Consider the following 16,875-nt stretch of genomic DNA (forward strand, 5'->3'; position numbering starts at 1 on the left):
GAAATTATATGATACGTAGATCATTCATATTGGTGATTGCCTTGCTGCTGTGTGCGGTGGTGTGGTGGATTGGGCCGCTGATCGCCATCGGCACCTACCGGCCGCTGCTGTCGGTCTGGGTCAGAGGCATCATCATCGCCCTGATCCTGTGCTGGGCGCTGTGGCCGTTCGTGGCGACGTTTTTATCCTGGGTGTTCCGCCACGCGCGGGCGCCGGCCCCGGCTAAAAGAAAAACCGCGCAGCGAGATCGCGTGACCTCGCGTTTTTACGACGCCTTGCGCACCTTGCAATACGTCGGCACGTCGAAGCAGCGCACCCCCTGGCAGCGTTTCAAATACCGCCTGGCGCGCCGTTATATCAGTGAAAAGCCCTGGTTCCTCGTCATTGGGCCGCCGGGCAGCGGCAAAACCTCGCTGATCGGCGAAAGCGGCGAACGTTTCTTGCTGGCTGAACACTATGGCCTGCAGCAGACTGTGGACGTCGGGCCGACCCAGGATTGCAACTGGTGGCTGGCGGAGAACTCGGTGTATGTGGACACCTCCGGTGAATGGCTGCAGCTGAACGGCCTTGGCGAAGACGGCGCCAGGGCGCGCGATACCCTGTTCAAACTGATCCGGCGCCACCGCCGCCATCCGGGCATCGACGGCATCATGCTGTGCCTGGATGCACGCTGGCTGCTGCATGCCTCGTTGACGGAAAGAAAATCCGTCGCCGATGCGCTGCGCGTACGCCTGCTGGAAATGGCCTCATGGTTCCGCTGCGAGCTGCCAGTCTATCTTACCATCAGCCACCTCGATCAACTGGTCGGCGGCGAGACCTTCCTGTCGATGCTGGGCGACGACCTGTTGCAAAAAGGGATGGGGTTCAGCCTGAACCGGGCCGAACAAGGCGAAACCCCGTTCGAGCAGTATGAAGATCTCTACCGGGAGATGGTGGCGCGCGTCAGCCATCACGTGCTCGAACTGCTGCACGATGCGCCGGACGGCCAGAACCGCCAACAGCTGCTGTTCTTCACCGAGTCGTTGGGATCGCTGGGCAACCCGCTGTATTCGCTGCTGGAGCAGATTTTCCCGCAAACGCCGGTGGGCTACGCCTGCCATTTGCAACAGGTATGGCTGGGCAGCACCATCGCCTTGCCGCCGCAGGGCGCGATTTATAACGCGGAAGCGGCGGATATCTATGAAGCCCGTCCCACCGGACGCATTTACCACCCAGAGCTGAATTACGCCAGGCAGGAGCGCGGGGTGCTGCAGCAGTCTTCTCACGCCAGGCCGCTCGGCAGCCGCATGAGTTCCCTGGGCCGCTATGTGCTGGTGCTGGTGCTGCTGGCGGTCTCTTTTAACCTGCTGGCGATGCGTTACCTGTGGGAGAGCGATTACATCTCTTACATTGCGGCGCGCTTTGACGAAACGAAGCGCATCGTGCGCGAAATACCGGTCACGAACCGCGTCAGCGACGATGTCATCTCCGCCTATGAGCAGTTGGGATACATGAACGCGCAGCTGGGCGGTGAGGTTTCGCCGGTGCCGAATCCCTATTTCGAGCACAAGCTGATCAACAGCGCGGCGCAAAAGACCTACCAACGCCATTTGCTGCAGATCTTCTGGCCGGCGGTGGAAAACTATATCGCGGACGAACTCAAGAATGACGTTTCGGCGTCCAATAAGGACGTCTACGGCACGCTGAAAGTGTATCTGATGATGGGCGAACCCTCGCACCGTTCTGCCGAGGCGCTGGTCGACTGGTTCATGACGCGCTGGGATAGCTTTATGCCGCAGGGCTACACCGACATGAACAAAGGCATTTTCGCTTACCACCTGCGGGAAATGTTCTCTCTGCCGAATGCGCCGGTCATGAAAATGAACGGTGACCTGCTGCGCCTGGCGCGGGTGAAAGCGATGAATATTCCGATGCAGGTCAGGGTGGTGCGCCGCATCGAAGAGAAACCGCTACCGGCGGCGATCAACGACATTTCATTGGCCGACGCCGCGGGGCCGAACGTGTCATTGATGCTGCGCCGCAAGAGCCAGGCGACGGTCACCGATACCGCCGTGCCGGGGTTCTATACCCGCGCCAGCTACCGCGATGTCTTCCTGGCACAGCTCGATGACGCCGCCAAAGACATGATCGAAGAAGAGTCCTGGGTGCTGCGCGACAGCGCGGAAGGGAAAAACGCGGTGAACTCGCTGGCCTCGGCGCAGAAGCTGGCCGACGAGGCGAGGAAGCTTTACCTCATCGAGTATGCGGACAAATGGGATGCTTTCATGCGCGACGTGCGCGCCCGGCCGGTCAACGGGCTGGAGGATGCGGCGATATTGGCGCGCCAGCTGTCCGATCCTTCATCCCCGCTGGCCAACCTGGTGCGTTTCGCCGCGCGTGAAACCAGCATGACCGGCACCAACCAGGGCGATGCGGCGAGCTGGTTCGATCGCCAGCGCAATCGTATTGAACAGCAGCGGCGTGACATTCTCGGCGAGATTTCCGGCGAACGCGCGCGTTTTCGTCTCACGCCGGAACGCGCGGTGGAAGACCGTTTTGAGCTGCTTCGCCGCCTGGGGTATCAGCTGTTGCAGACCACCAACGCCAGCAACGATCCGCTGAGCCGCAGTTTCGAAGCGCTGTACAGCCAGCTGACCACGCTCTCCACCTCATTGCGCGGTGGCCAGGTGGTGCCCGCCGGCGGCACGCTGAAGCGGCTGCAGCTGGATGCGGCGCGTCAGCCGGAACCGGTGCGCAGCGTCATGATGGATCTGTTGCAGGTCGGCGACAGCCAAACGATCCAGCAGAGCCAGAAGAACCTGAGCAAAGGCGCTTCATCGCTGGCTTCCGGGCTGTGCAAGGGCAGCATCAGCGGGCGCTATCCGTTCTCGCGCAACGCCAGAGCGGAGGTCGGCATCGAGGACTTCTCGCGCATGTTTGGGCAGAACGGCGCCATGCAGCAGTTCTTTGATGAAAACCTGGCCGCTTACGTGGATGTCAACGCGCAGAAATGGAATGCCAAACCGGGGTCTGAGGGGATCGTTAATGCGAGCACGCTCGGCGCGTTTGAAAATGCCCGTTTGATTCGCGACACCTTCTTCACCGCCGGCGACAAACTCTCGTTTTCCATGTTCATCAGGCCGCTGTCCCTGACGCCGACCATCACGGAAGCGACCCTGGACATCGATGGGCAGGTGATTAACTACAGCCATGGTTTTAGCCAACCCACGCGTATCGACTGGCCCGGCCCGAAAGGCGGCAGCTATGTTCGGCTGACCTTCCGCACCGGCACCGGCCAGATCCAGGTCGCCAGTTTCGACGGGCCCTGGGCCCTGTTCCGGATGTTCGACGCCAGCAATCCCGTGCCGCTTTCCAGCGACAGGCGAGAGCTGACGATGTCGATGTCTTCGGTGGTGGGCGTGCTCAAACTGGAACTGCGCTCGACGATGAAAGATTTCCCACTTTGGTCACGGGCGTTGCGAGGATTCTCGTGCCCGAAAGCGATGTAAACACAACCGTAAAGAGGTGATAAACATGTTAGATCCAGCCAAAATTTTAGAAACCATGAAGGCCGGCGGCAATTTGGGCACCAACTCCCAATCGTCGCTGAGCCAGCCGTTTATGCAAGGCGTCACCAATATTCAAATGTCGGGGCCGGATGCGGCCAAATCGGTCATGAGTAACGTGACAAAATCTTGCGATGATATGTTCGGCAATATGAAGGGCATTTTTAATGGGCTGCAGTCGAATGTGAACGCACACCAAAAAATGCAAACGGGCGAACAGCCGAAAGATTTTAATGTTTCTATGGACGATCTTCGCCCGGCGATTGCGAAAGGGTTCCCGCACGAAATGGCGGACTTCTTTTCCAAAGTGCCGAAACTGTAATCTGCAACTCGGTGGGTAATTTACCGGGGGGCCGAAATGCCCCCTGGTATTCACAAGGAGAGGTGAGATGATCAACGAATGGATGTTAAAAAATGCCAACAAACGCATGGGCTTTTTTATTGTGGTGATCCCCAGCCTATTTTTTTGGATGATGCTTTTTCTGACCTTTTATCTTTTTTGATTCTTTGAGGTAAAAAAAAGCACCCGCTAAGGTGCTTAAAGTGAAACGAATTAAAAAAATAGGAAGGGATGAAAATGCGTTATTACAGTTTTGAAATGATCTGCAATCCGCTGGAGATCAGCGCATCGACGGCCAGACCAATACCTTTACCGATGGTGCCGACAACGGTTTTGGCATCCGGGTTGACACCGGCAATCGCGGAAAGGGTATCAATACCGGTTCCCACTGCACTGCCAATCAGTGTCCCTACGTCACCAAAAAAACCAGCACCGTTCACTTGTTCAATTTCAATTGCGGATAATTCTTTCATGATTGAAACTCCTTTTTCAGTTAGCCCTTTACTTCAGGCAATTTCATTATTGCAAATCAGGTCTTTTTTTCAACAGAAGTATTACTATTTTTTATACTATTCTGTTGTTTGTTATTTTAATTTCGTATCGTTAGAGTATATATTGCCGAAGCCTGATTTTCGTCTCCCCGCTCGTGCTGAATGAGGGATGCCGGTTTTTATTTTCAATCTGAATGACCTATATCTGAAGGGGAATTTATGAAGGTTTTGACGACACCGGAAAGGCCTTTCCGCTATGAAGATCTGGCGGAAAAAATTGTCACCGAGGCCAGAAGCCGCTTGGGCTGCGCCGCTCTGCGTTTTTTAGACTGCCTGATCCAGGGATATGGCCCGCCGGTGATTGTCTTTGATATCTATAATAATCACGGTAAGTTGCAAACGGTGAAACTGATTCTCCCCATCGGAAGTCATAAGCAGTTAAAAAAAGATCACCTCGGGCTGATCGCCTGCCTGGAGGCTAAAAAATTGGTGAGATTAAAAAAGATATAAATAATTTTCCGCATCGGCAAGGCCGATTGAGTTCTTCTTGTTTTTCGTCACACCGCTGAATAATCTCTGTCCCTGCCTGGATTCTCTTATATCCACGGACGATGCGTTCGCCTTTTTTCAACCCATCAACGCATTTTTTTGGAATCACTTATCGCCATAAAGTGTAGCTTTTCTTTATGCATTTTTTTTTCAATAGGATTAATATGGTTATAGAGGGTTTTTTAATATGGCCTGCCAGGGTAACGGCACATCTCGAGATAAAGCATTATCCCGTCTTTCTTCTAAGTAAAATCCTAATACATAATCGGATGCTCTTAACAATCAATACAGAGCCGTGTTATGTTCTATATTATGTTTTTTTTCGATATTTATCTGGATATATTGCGCTCTTGGAGTAAAATTAACTTATCAGAGAAAATTATTGGCACCGTATCACGGATGGCAATGATGCACTATAAATATAACTTACGGTAACCCATTACCTTGTAAAACGCGGTACTTCCCCGCGTCTTGCTTTTGTGTGCTCTCCAGGGCTGATGAGTTTATATCATATATAAAATACACTTTTTGCGAGGCGAAGACGTTTCCGCATCGCATATAACGCTTTTTTATTAAAAAGCATCTCAAAACTAAAAAATAATCACAGCAATCATATTGCAGTAAGGAGAGTGGGCAAGCGTAGTCAAAAGGGAGGTTTGTTAATGGAGCGCGTCAATATTGCTATCGTCGATCAAAATCAATTTTTCAAGCTTGGGTTGGGGCTCGCCTTGCAAGAGGGTTTTCTCCAGAATGGTGTCAAGGCCAAGATCACGGGAGAGGAACGGGCCAACATTATATTCCGGGCGCCGGATAAGCGGGTGTCCATCAATTTTTGCCATACCCAGCTTTTGCAGGGCAACTTTTCTTCTATTCCGCTCTATTTTTCAATACTGGAGCATAAAACGATTTTTCCAAAAATCCATTGCAATCTAGAGGCCGGAAGCATTACGCGCAAAGACGGCGTGGCGGCGATCGTGGATAAGGTCATGGTTTGCTATCGCAAGAAAAACAGTTTGGTTTCAAGCTATTGCCCGCGTTGCCGCACCCAGTTGACCTTTAGCGAAGGGAAGGTGTGCCGTCTGATTCATCTGGGATACTCGCAAAATCAAACTGCGATGTTGCTCGGCATCAGCCCGAAAACGGTCAGCATTCATAAACGCTCTGCGATGAGAAAACTGAATATCGATAACAATATTGAATTCTTGCGCTGGTTAAAAATGCACAGCGACTCTTGTTAATGGAGAGGGGGAAAGTGACGATCTGATTCGGTATTTTTACCGGCGCAGGCGGCGATCGTTCATGGTTGCCGCCTGGCATGGAATAGGTTTTATAGGGAGATAAAACATGGCTGATTTTGTAAGGGAAACGGTTTCCAAAAATCATTTCAAATTATTGCAGGATCTTTATGGCAGAGATCTGGGCGGGGAACGTTTCCTGCACTGGAAGCATCTGCTCGATCCGCATTGTGGCGCGCCAAGGGAGAAGACGGGCATATTTTACAAGGATCGGGAGCGTTATCTCGGGATGTTCGTTTCCAGCTTTTATCCCTTTAAGATCAACGGGATTAATGTCAATGTCAATATGCTTGGCGATCTTGGCATCCATCGTCAGGTAAAGTCCGCCACCGTATTGAAAGACTTTTTCCTGCAGGCCAGACGGTCGGATGTGGCGGCGGATATCTGCTTTTCCGATGACAGGAAGATACGGGTTTACGAAAAAATATTTAGAAAGTATTTAACAACCAATACCCAAATCTATCCTTATGTCGAATTAACCTTAAAGCCTGACAAGTTTATGGCATTTCGTTTTGCTGAAAGTGGGCTCGCACAGCAGGCAAGCTTCATCAATAATTTAGGGCGGGAAAAAGATCGCCGCGCCTTTGAGTATATTGAAAAACACCCCCTGTACCATAAAATTCATTATATCAACAAAGGCAGCCACTACGCCGTGATTGGCTGTTCTCATGAATGTGCCGAACTCTTGGATATTTCCAACCCTTCCAGGGAGTGTTTTTCCTGGGCCATCGGTGTGTGTCGGCATCTGCATAGCCGTTGCAAAGTAATGATCCCCCTCGCTTTTTATAAGTCGGTTTGCGCTCAGGCGGCGGAGGTCATTTCAGAAAAACGCATCAACATGCTTATCGGCTATTACTCACAAAAGATAAGCGATCTGATGCCGAAAGAGGTTTGGGTATGCCGCATGGATCGCCGTTAAGCAGGGCTTGTGTCTTCTAAATGGAGTGTTTGTCATGGAAGAAATTCCTGTATCACCCTACTCAAAAGTTTTTATCGATGAATATGATCGCCATCCTGAAGGCTGCAATTACAACGTATTGGTGCTGCAGCGAATTGAGGGCGCGTTGGATCCCATCCGGTTGCAAGCCGCGCTGAATGCGCTGGTGCAAGATCATGTACTGCTGAACAGCCATATTCATGAACAGGATGGCGAGCTGTATTGGCGCCGCAATGACGCAATCCATCCGTTGCAGCATTACACGGACCGCACGCTGCTGACGCAAGTGATTCGCCGGCCCTTCGATATTTACCGCGGGCCGCTTTATCGCTGGGCGCTATTCGCCGAGGGGGAGCGGCGCTATACCTTGGCGTTGGTCGGCCACCATCTGGTGATTGACGGCGCCTCTTCCGACGAGTTTTTCTCCCTGGTGAGCCAGTACTATCGCCAACAGCGGCTGGCGACGCGCGTCGAGGCGGCCGAGATCGCCGCCGTTAACCGGCAACTGCAGCAGGAGGTGAAGCAACTGGCCGCCGATGGGGCGCTGGCGCATTGGCGCGCCGAAGCGGAAAGTTTGGGCGCGCTCGAGGTACCGTTTGAGCGAAGCGGCGCCGGCCGTGAAGACGAAGCGGGTGAGCTGCGCTTCCACTTTCCCAAAGCGCAATGGAAAGCGCTGAAACAGGCCTCGGGTATACGGCGAGTTAATGACTTTCTGGCGCTGCTGGTGCTGTGGGGCATCTTGATGGCGCGCAGTGGCAATCAGGAAACGGTCTACATCAGCTATCCGGTGTCGATCAAGAAGGGGCAAAAGTTTGCGCTGGGCGGCCATGTGAACACCAGCGTGTTGCCCCTCTCTTTGCGTGACGGCGCGAGTTTTTCCGACGTTTATCGACGGGCGCTGGCATTTATTACCGCCGCGCCGCCGCAGTCGCGCCAACGTTTTAACCAGCTGCCCACGCAAGAGGTGGTGCGGGCATTGGGGATCCGCGCGTTACCGATCTCCTTTGCCCAAACCAACTTGCGCGATGCGGCATTGCCGCTGGCCGATTGCGCCACCTGGCCGCTATTCGAAGCCAATCACGATATGGCCAGCGCGGCGCTCTCGCTGGAATACGAAGACCGGGCCGATATTGATGCGTTGCAGTTCCGGTTGCGCTTTCGCCAGGGCATGTTTGACGAGGAAGACATGCGCGACTGCGCGGCGCATTTTACTCGCCTGATGCAACAGGCGATGAGCGCGCCTGACGCCCCGTTAAGCCACATGGCCTTCTATCCCGCCGCCGACAGGTCGCCGCCGGATAATGAGAGTCTCCCGCTGCCAGGGGAGACACTCAGCGCCCGTTTTGAAGCGATCGCGCAACGCTATCCGGAAAACATCGCGCTGGAGTATGAGGGGCTGCGCGTCAGCTACCGTGAGTTGAACGGCATGGCGAACAGCCTGGCGCGCGAGATCGTGCTTCGCTATGCGTCGCTGACCGGGGCCGAGCCCCAGGCCGACGCGCCGATCGCGCTATACAGCGAAAAAAGCCTGGAAATGGTCGTGGCGCTGCTGGCGGTGCTGAAAACCGGCGCGGCCTATGTGCCGATCTCCTGCCATTATCCCCAGGCGCGTATTCAACATATTCTTGCGGAAACGCGGGCGGCCTTGGTGATTGCCGGGCCCTCTATGCAGACGGCGGCGGAAGCGTTGGCGGCGATGATGCCGCATCCCCAGGCCGTGCTGACACTGGGCGATCTGAGCCGCCTGCCGCATGAACGGCATAATCTGCCGGTGGTCACCGCCGCCGAACGGCTTGGCGCGATCATTTATACCTCGGGGTCGACGGGAGTGCCGAAAGGCGTGATGCTCGAGCAACAGGCGATGTGCGGGTTGGCGACCGCGTCCGGCATCGCGATTACGCCCGAAGATGTCTTGTTGTTCCTGTCCAGCCCGGCGTTCGACGCGGCGACGTTCGAAGTGTGGGGCGCCTTGCTCAACGGCGCCAAACTGGTGGTCATCCGCGACACGGAAGATATCGCCGGCGATGTGCCGCAGCTGGAAGCGCTGCTGCGTCGGCAGCAGGTGTCGATTCTTTGGGCCACGCGCAGCTTGTTCGATCATCTCTACCTCAGCAACCCCGATCTGTTTGCCGGGCTGCGCTATCTGCTGGTGGGCGGGGAGGCGCTGACCGCCACGCTGATGCAGCGCCTGGTGCGGCAACCCCACCGCCCTCAGTGGGTCATCAATGGCTATGGCCCCACCGAATGCACCACGTTTACCACGATGTACGCTATCGCTCAGGACGAAGCGCGCAGCAGCATTCCCATCGGCAGGGCGATACCGGGGCGTGAGCTCTACGTGCTGGATCGCTGGCGGCAACCGCTGCCGCCGGGCTTGGCCGGCGAGTTGTATATCGGCGGTTCGGCGCTGGCGCGCGGTTATCTCAACCAGCCGCAGCAAACCCAGGCGAGTTTCATCGAGTTGCACGGCCGGCGCTTATACAAAACCGGCGATCGGGTGCGTTGGCTGCGCGACGGCAATCTGGAATATCTCGGCAGAAATGATTGCCAGGTGAAAATTCGCGGATTCAGGATTGAACTCAGCGAGATAGAAAATGCGATCAATGCCCTGGAGGGCGTCGAGAAAGGCGTAGTGGTGGATGTCGTCCATCGGGAGAGCAAGCGCCTTGCCGCCTATTTGCTGATGGCGCGGGGCGTGGCCTGGGATCCTGCCGAGCTGCGCTCCCGGCTTGAGCGCAGTTTGCCGGATTATATGGTGCCGTCCAGCTATGTCGAGATTGACGAGATACCGCTGACGGTTAACGGCAAGTTGGATCGCTCGGCCTTGCCCGCGCCGCAATTCGCGCAAAGCGGGCGTTATGCCGCGCCGGAGAACCCGCTGGAGGCGCTGATTTGTTCCCTGTGGTCGAACATTCTTGGCGTGGAGACCGTGGGTATCGACGACGACTTTTTCCGATTGGGCGGCGATTCGATCCAAAGCATTGTGTTCACCAGTGAATTGAGCAAGTCGGGTTACCACAGCAACTCGCGTGCGGTGTTCGAAACCAGAAATGCGCGGGCTCTGGCCCAGCGCATTCTGCGGCAGCAAGACGCGGTTACCGCGCTCAACGAACAGGGCGAACTGCAGGGCGAATTCGAGCTGCTGCCGATTCAGCGCTGGTACCGTGAGCTGGCACCGAATCGCAGCGCTTTCTTCAACCAGACTTTTTTGGTGCGGGTACCGCCGATGTCCGCCGAACAGGTCGCCGATCTGGTGGCCGCGCTGGCGGATCAGCATGACATGCTGCGCGCGCGTTTTAGCGTCGACGACGCCGGCGTCATCGTGTCGCAGCGCTACCTGTCAGCGGCCGACGGCGGCCCTTCATGGGGCTACTATGACCTGGCGCTTTGTCGCCAAAGCCGCGCCGAGCTGCTGCGTCAATGGCAATCGGGGTTTGATTCGACGGCAGGGCCGATATGCCGCTTCGTTTACATCTTTGACAGCCGCGCCCCCGGCTACGCGCTGATGTTCTGCGCGTTTCATCATCTGATCGTCGATGTGGTTTCCTGGCGCGTCATCGTCAGCGATCTGCAGCGGTTGCATCAGGGGGAATCGCTGCCGGCAAAAGGCACCAGCTACCGCCAATGGGGAGAACGGTTAAGGCAATACGCGGCAACCCGGCAAGACCAATGCGCTTACTGGCTGGCGATGATCGCCGGGCAGCCCGATTACGCCACGCTCAGCGGCGTGGTACAGGCCCCTGAATTTTGCCGCTTCGAGTGCGATGTGGCGTTGACCGCGCTGCTGATGGACGGTTGCCACCAGGCCTACAACACCTCGGTGCGCGAAGTGCTGTTAGCGGCCCTGGCGCCGGTGCTGCAGGCATGGCACGGCAGTGCGGACAGTTACCTCACGCTGGAACACCATGGCCGCGATATCAATGACGATAAGATCCGGCTTGAGGGCACCGTCGGCTGGTTCACCGCCTTGATGCCCTTGCGCATCACCGCGCACGAGTGCCAAAAAACCACGCTGCGCGCCATCAAGGACAGGCTGAGAAAGATGCCTGACCACGGTATCGGTTATTCGGCGCTGAAATACGCTTCAGCGCCGGGCGATGAGGTGCCGGCTTGCCTGCGGCGCCACCGCCTGCCGGCCATTTCGTTCAATTATCTCGGCGCGTTCAACGAGCAGGCCGACGACGCGTTATGGGCCTTGATCGACCAAACGGCGGATTTGGAAAATGGCGCGATGCCGGTCAGCGGCAACGTATTGGATCTGGTGCTTTATGTTCACGACGATCGGCTAAGCATCGTCATGTCAGGTTTGCTGCCGCATGAAACGCTGTCGCGGATCGGGTCGCACTATGTCGACAGCCTGTCGGCGCTGGTCGAGCACTGCTGCCACGAAGCCAGCAACGGCGTTTGTCTCGCCAGCCCGGGTGACTTCCCCCATGCCGACGTCAGCCTCGCCGAATTGGATCGCTGGCAGCAAAAGCATCGTCTCGCCGCCGTTTTCGAAGCCACGGTAACCCAGCGAGAGTTGATGTATTTCAACCGACTCAACCGCGAGTATCAGATCGACCAGGCGGTTTATGAGATCGCGGGGCCGTTGCAGCCCGAGGTGTTGAATCAGGCATGGGCGCTGGCGCTGCAGCGGTTTGAAATGCTGCGCGCCGGATTTGACGATCAAACCCGCCGCGGCCGGCCCAACGTCTTTATCTGCGAGACGCTGCAGGCGCCGATCGCGATGGACGATTGGTCGGATGCCGCGCCAGCCTCTCTGGAGGAACGGATGGAGGCGCTGCTGGCCCGGGAGAGGGAGACCGCGTTTGAGCTGGATGCGCCGCCGTTGATTCGCTGGCGCCTCATCAAGTTGCATGCGGACGAGCACTATCTGGTGCAGACCTTTAACCACATTCTGTTTGATGGATGGTCGCTGGGGGTCTTGTTCGGCCAGTGGTTCAACGATTACCTCGCCCTGTTGGCGGGCCGGGTGCCGGCGCTGGAGATTAACCGATTCGAGCCTTTTGCCGCCCATGTGCGCACGCACGGCAATGATCCTGAGGCGCGGGCCTTCTGGGCAGACTATTTGCGGGATGCGCCGGTCAATCAACGCTTGCCGCTGACTGCCGCACCGCAGCTCGTACCGCAGGGGCGCCGGATGCGTCAGCATGGCGACGAATTCTCCAGCGCGCAGATGGCGCGCCTCACCGCGTTTTGTCGGCGGCAGGGGATCACGGTCAACCAACTGACGCAGCTGGCCTGGATGCTGGCGCTGGCCGAGGCGCTGGCTTGCGATGATATCGCCATCGGCACGACCATGAGCGAGCGCCCGGCCGACATTGAGCAGGTGCAGACGCTGTTTGGCCTGTGTGTCGCAAGCCCGGTGCTGCGGCTGCGGGCGATTCGCCGCCGCCCCCTTTATGAGCTGCTGGATGACATCGCGGATTCACAAACCTTCCGGCAGAAATACGCCTTTTCCGAACTGAATCGATACGACGAGAATTGGGTGCCCACCTCGCCGTTCGGCAGCCTGTTCGTGTTCGAAAACATGCCGAAACCGGCGATGGATCCACGGCTGCCGTTTCAGTGCCGCGTGATGGATATCGTCAGCGGCAGCAATCACCAAACGGTGCTGTGCCTGTTCCCCGAGGCGGAACGGCTCGCCATTTCACTGTTTTATGATTCCCACGAGATCGCTCGGGAAAACATCGTCGAATTGGGCCGACGTTTTCTGATTATTGCGCTCGCGATCGCCAATCTCCCGCCCGACAGCGACATCTGCGCTGAGGACGGGATTATCCAGGCTGAGGAGGCATGATATGTGGCTGGCAGTCGACGGCAAAATAAAGTACCGGGCGATCGTGAGCGATCTTGACGGCACCTTGCTCGATCCGTCCGGGAATTTATCCGATGTGACGGTGGAAACGCTCAACATTTTACAGCGTCGGGGGTTGGAAATCGTCATTGCAACGGGGCGCTGCGATGCGGATGCGCGCGGGATCGTGGATGGGCTGGGGTTCTCGCCGGTGATCGTTTCTTGCAACGGCGCGATGGTCAACATCGAAGGGCAGGCGGTGGCGGATAGAAGCTATTTTTTGCCCGCAGAGCTGCAAACCGGGCTGATCGATTTTTTATTCGCCAGCCCGTTCCACGTGACCCTGTTCACCCGAGAGGGCTGGATGATGGCCGAAGAGAACCCGCATTTTTCTGACTACGTCAAAACGTCGGGCGTGGCCTGCCGCTATGTCGAGCCTGAGGCCATGAAGCGGCAGCGGATATTGAAGGTACTGGTGCATGGCGACGCGGCGCCGATCGAGACGCTCTTTGACCAGGTCAACCAGGCCTTCGGCAAAACGCTGTCCATCTGTAAGTCCTCCACGGAAACGATAGACATCATGGATAAGCATATTTCCAAGGCCAGAAGCGTGGCCGACTATTTGAATTCCAAACAGATAGCGATGCGCGATTGCCTCTCTTTCGGCGATGCGATGAACGATCTGGACATGCTGCGCTGGGCCGGAACGGGCGTGGTCATGGGCAATGCCATGAGCGAATTGAAACGCGCTCTGCCGTTGAATCCGGTGGCGTTGCCCAATAGCCGCAATGGCGTCGCAGACTATCTCTGTCGTGAATTCGGTCTGTTCTGACGTTTTCACCGGGCGAGGTTTATTGGCAGACATAAGGAGGTGAACGAACAGTGAGGGTTTCATTTTCTCAAAACGGAACACTTAGATTAATGCAAAGGAGCGAGTATGAAAGAACTGACTGAAGCAGAAGTTATGGCGGTATCCGGCGCGGGCATCGCTTCCGACGCCGGCAAAATCCTGGGTACGGGTATTGGCGCCATCGTGGATGCCGGCACCGGTCTTTTCGGTATCCATGCGGATGCGTCAAACGCCGGCGCAAAACTCGGTGAAGGCATTGGCGCCGTCATCGATGCCGGGATTAGCGCGTTCTCGCAGTTGTTTGGCCGCAAATCCTCTTGAGCCTCTAATGAAAAGTGCCCGCAAGGGCACTTTTAAATCAACCGCGAGCGCGGTGCAGGGAACGGGGCGGGAGGATGAATGGCAAATAAAATCATGCTGATTATGGTTATCAATCTTTTTGTGGCGGTGGCATTGGCGGTGTTTAACGTCATCTATATCCAAAAGAAGATGGATATCCGCTACCCCAGTGACGCCACCCCCTTTCAGGTCGCGGAGAAAGCGCAGGCCAGAATCCTGTCTATGAGACAGACCGCGGTGTTTTTAAACAACAATCCCGTGGTGGCGTTTACGTTGGAAATTACTGCCAAGCGCAGGCAGTTCACCCTGACGGATCATCGCGAGGTCGTGCTCTACGTCGCCATGAGTCGTTATCAGGAGAACCGCATCTATAGCGTGCTGGTGGGCGAAAACGAGAAAGATGTGATGTTCGAAAAAGACAGCTTCGGCTACCCGATATTATTTCATCACGCCTCGTGAGGCTGTTGATGCCCGTTTGCCGCCGCGCCGGCCTGCGAGGGCGGGGCAAAGCCAACTATCGTGGGGGAAAAATGTTAAAGATCTCCGCTTATATTACCTTGATTTGGCTGGCTTTGGCCGTCTGCCGGTACGCCGCGGCCAAAGAGGAAGACACCTGCTTCGCCGATGAGCACCCAGCATTACAGACGGTGATCCCTTGCTATAACCAGCAACTGGCCACGCTGCCCCTGTCATTTTCGTTAAAAAGCGTGGAGAGCGGCCAACACACGGAAATTCGTCATTATCGGCTGATGTCGCAATCCTGGTCGCCGCAAGACGCGATCCGGCCGACGCAGTGGTGGCACGACGTGGACATTTATATTCCCAACGGGGCATTCACCGGTAAAGCGTTGCTGGTGATGAGCGAAGACTGCGCGTGCAGCGCCGCCGGCCCGGGAACGTCGGGCAATCAAAAGCCGGCGTTTTCAGCTGAGGCGCTGGCGGCGCAGAGCAAAACGGTGGTAGTGGTGGTCAATCGGCTGCCTTACCCGTACCTGGAATACCAAAATGAGGGACGGCGCCGTTCAGGGGCGGATAGCCGGGCGAGGGGATGGCGATTGTTCCTGGATGATGCCGATGAATATTTGATGATGCCGCTGCATATCCCGATGACGGCGGCGCTGTCGCAAACCATGACGCTGGCGCAACGCGAATTGCGCCAGTGGGGGATAGACAAATTTATCGTCGCGGGCGTGTCTGAGGGGGGAACCACGGCCATGCTGACGGCGCTTTCAGATGAGCGCATCGATGCCGTGGCCGCCATTTTCCCTGAGGGGATCGCGGCGCGGCAGGTGATGAAGCATACCTATCGCACGTATGGCGGGCGTTGGCCTTTGGCGTTTCATCCTTATTACCAACTGGGCATCGATCGGCGCATAGAGACCCCGGCGTTTGACAAGCTGATGCAGATTGAAGATCCCATCGAATATCCCCCTCTGGCCGAGCGCGGGCGGCCTCCGGCACCGAAGTATTTCATCGTCGCCGGCGGCGACGAACGCTATCCGCCCGACAGCACGCGGTTTTATTTGAATAAGCTGCCGGGGGAGGTCTCGATGCGAGCCATCGCCGGCGACGAGCGCACGGTCCCCGAACGCGCTGTTCTGGCCTTGGTCAACCGTCGTCAGCGTGATATTGCGCTACCGACGATCGAGGTGCAGAGCAACGCCTCAGAGACGGCGCTGCGCACGCTCCGCTTTTCCGAGCCGCCGATCAGGGTGTTGCGCTGGACTGCGCATAACCGCACGGCCCGAGATTTTCGCTACTCGTGCGGCGTGCGTTATACCTCGGCGCCGCTGGAGGCGAACCGCGGTGAATTTCGGCTGAACGCCCCTGCACAGGGTTGGGAGGCCACCTTTATCGAAGCCGAGTTTAGCGACGGGTATATCGCGACCTCGCCGGTCTTTATCACCCCTGACGACCGCTACCCGATCGCCGCACCGGCGGGCGATGGCCTGGCGTGTGAAACCTTACCGGGCCGAGGGCTGGGGGAGGATTATCGCCATGACGATTAATTCCACTGAAAATAAGACGGAAAAGCGTTTACTGTGAATTGAACGTCAAGAGAACGCGGCTACATCGCTGAATTAACCTGCGTCAGAAGGGAACCGTTGATGATCGGCGGCGCCCTTTCTGCAGCATGATTACGCTGATTTATTGTCGGCGTTTTCTTATTTAAGAGAAAACTTCCCTTCATATTCCACCTCTTCTGAACGCTTAATCGTTATTGCCCTATCCGGTTTCGCCGTCGACGCGCCGCAGCCCCTTAGCAAGAATCAAAAAACTCTCCAGTCATTGGCTCCCGCGCGGCGTCTTTCATTTTTGTGACAACTCATCCTTACGCACATTCATTGAAGAGGAAATGAGTGGTTTATCTTGTGGATGGTGTATGAAGCATGCTGATAAACCTTTCCTTTTCGGCCAGAGGAATGAATCAAGAAACGCTTTTTTTTTGGTTTTTTTAAAATAAAAATAAGAATGATGCCAATTCGATTCGGGGTAATTATCTTTTCTCATCTTTACATTGATTTTATGTATTGCTAAAGAGGGAAAGCCAAGCATAATTAACTGTGAAAGGGGCGGAGCTCCTATTCGCCTTATCACGGATTAGCCGTGATAGGGATATTTTTAAGTTTGTCCAATCAAAAGGAGAAGTACTATCTCGCGTCAATTATTTTGGCCGGTCGGCGACAATTAAAATGGCCGGTTCACTACGGCGCCAGTGATGCCGCCTC

General features: G+C 56.0%; 11 protein-coding genes. 10 read left to right on the forward strand and 1 reads right to left on the reverse strand.

Annotated elements, in window-relative coordinates; all coding sequences use genetic code 11:
* Positions 1 to 8 precede the first annotated feature (8 nt).
* Together tssM and AC4PR2_RS17260 are read left to right on the forward strand one after the other, a co-directional pair.
* Positions 9 to 3,488, forward strand: coding sequence for a type VI secretion system membrane subunit TssM (gene tssM, locus AC4PR2_RS17255; RefSeq protein ID WP_060420450.1), 3,480 nt, complete (start codon positions 9 to 11; stop codon positions 3,486 to 3,488).
* A 25-nt stretch (positions 3,489 to 3,513) separates the two neighbouring features.
* Positions 3,514 to 3,867, forward strand: coding sequence for a DUF6277 family protein (locus AC4PR2_RS17260; RefSeq protein WP_492175309.1), 354 nt, complete (start codon positions 3,514 to 3,516; stop codon positions 3,865 to 3,867).
* A gap of 263 nt (positions 3,868 to 4,130) precedes the next feature.
* Here the strand turns inward: AC4PR2_RS17260 and AC4PR2_RS17265 are convergent, their stop codons facing one another.
* Complete coding sequence (locus AC4PR2_RS17265) at positions 4,131 to 4,358, reverse strand: hypothetical protein (RefSeq protein ID WP_089186148.1); 228 nt, start codon at positions 4,356 to 4,358, stop codon at positions 4,131 to 4,133.
* 237 nt (positions 4,359 to 4,595) lie between these two features.
* Between AC4PR2_RS17265 and AC4PR2_RS17270 the strand changes: the two genes are divergently transcribed.
* The 8 genes from AC4PR2_RS17270 (at position 4,596) to AC4PR2_RS17305 (ending at position 16,155) form a co-directional block, all read left to right on the forward strand.
* Positions 4,596 to 4,886, forward strand: a complete 291-nt coding sequence (locus AC4PR2_RS17270; RefSeq protein ID WP_038872271.1) for a hypothetical protein — start codon at positions 4,596 to 4,598, stop codon at positions 4,884 to 4,886.
* Positions 4,887 to 5,587: 701 nt separating this feature from the next.
* The gene (locus AC4PR2_RS17275) at positions 5,588 to 6,163 is read left to right on the forward strand and encodes a helix-turn-helix transcriptional regulator (protein ID WP_060420452.1); all 576 of its coding nucleotides are present in this window, start codon (positions 5,588 to 5,590) and stop codon (positions 6,161 to 6,163) included.
* Between the two features lie 106 nt (positions 6,164 to 6,269).
* Entirely contained in the window at positions 6,270 to 7,139 is an 870-nt protein-coding gene (locus AC4PR2_RS17280) for a hypothetical protein (RefSeq protein ID WP_197802951.1), read from the forward strand.
* 34 nt (positions 7,140 to 7,173) lie between these two features.
* Positions 7,174 to 12,960 (forward strand): amino acid adenylation domain-containing protein, encoded by a 5,787-nt coding sequence (locus tag AC4PR2_RS17285; RefSeq protein WP_492175310.1) that lies wholly within the window; start codon positions 7,174 to 7,176, stop codon positions 12,958 to 12,960.
* A gap of 1 nt (position 12,961) precedes the next feature.
* Entirely contained in the window at positions 12,962 to 13,789 is an 828-nt protein-coding gene (locus AC4PR2_RS17290) for a Cof-type HAD-IIB family hydrolase (protein ID WP_060420458.1), read from the forward strand.
* A gap of 105 nt (positions 13,790 to 13,894) precedes the next feature.
* Positions 13,895 to 14,128: a hypothetical protein gene (locus AC4PR2_RS17295; protein ID WP_038872255.1), complete on the forward strand. Its 234-nt coding sequence runs from the start codon at positions 13,895 to 13,897 to the stop codon at positions 14,126 to 14,128.
* 78 nt (positions 14,129 to 14,206) lie between these two features.
* Positions 14,207 to 14,605, forward strand: a complete 399-nt coding sequence (locus tag AC4PR2_RS17300) for a hypothetical protein (RefSeq protein WP_060420460.1) — start codon at positions 14,207 to 14,209, stop codon at positions 14,603 to 14,605.
* A 71-nt stretch (positions 14,606 to 14,676) separates the two neighbouring features.
* On the forward strand, positions 14,677 to 16,155 hold the full coding sequence (locus tag AC4PR2_RS17305; protein WP_149571209.1) for a PhoPQ-activated protein PqaA family protein: 1,479 nt from the start codon (positions 14,677 to 14,679) through the stop codon (positions 16,153 to 16,155).
* The last annotated feature ends 720 nt before the right edge of the window (positions 16,156 to 16,875 follow it).

The sequence above is a fragment of the Serratia sp. A07 genome (genome assembly GCF_058725505.1).

Excerpts from the sequence above, each read along its gene's own strand:
- tssM (WP_060420450.1), top strand. The coding sequence starts at position 9 with ATGATACGTAGATCATTCATATTGGTGATTGCCTTGCTGCTGTGTGCG.
- AC4PR2_RS17260 (WP_492175309.1), top strand. The coding sequence starts at position 3,514 with ATGTTAGATCCAGCCAAAATTTTAGAAACCATGAAGGCCGGCGGCAAT.
- AC4PR2_RS17265 (WP_089186148.1), bottom strand. The coding sequence starts at position 4,358 with ATGAAAGAATTATCCGCAATTGAAATTGAACAAGTGAACGGTGCTGGT.
- AC4PR2_RS17270 (WP_038872271.1), top strand. The coding sequence starts at position 4,596 with ATGAAGGTTTTGACGACACCGGAAAGGCCTTTCCGCTATGAAGATCTG.
- AC4PR2_RS17275 (WP_060420452.1), top strand. The coding sequence starts at position 5,588 with ATGGAGCGCGTCAATATTGCTATCGTCGATCAAAATCAATTTTTCAAG.
- AC4PR2_RS17280 (WP_197802951.1), top strand. The coding sequence starts at position 6,270 with ATGGCTGATTTTGTAAGGGAAACGGTTTCCAAAAATCATTTCAAATTA.
- AC4PR2_RS17285 (WP_492175310.1), top strand. The coding sequence starts at position 7,174 with ATGGAAGAAATTCCTGTATCACCCTACTCAAAAGTTTTTATCGATGAA.
- AC4PR2_RS17290 (WP_060420458.1), top strand. The coding sequence starts at position 12,962 with ATGTGGCTGGCAGTCGACGGCAAAATAAAGTACCGGGCGATCGTGAGC.
- AC4PR2_RS17295 (WP_038872255.1), top strand. The coding sequence starts at position 13,895 with ATGAAAGAACTGACTGAAGCAGAAGTTATGGCGGTATCCGGCGCGGGC.
- AC4PR2_RS17300 (WP_060420460.1), top strand. The coding sequence starts at position 14,207 with ATGGCAAATAAAATCATGCTGATTATGGTTATCAATCTTTTTGTGGCG.
- AC4PR2_RS17305 (WP_149571209.1), top strand. The coding sequence starts at position 14,677 with ATGTTAAAGATCTCCGCTTATATTACCTTGATTTGGCTGGCTTTGGCC.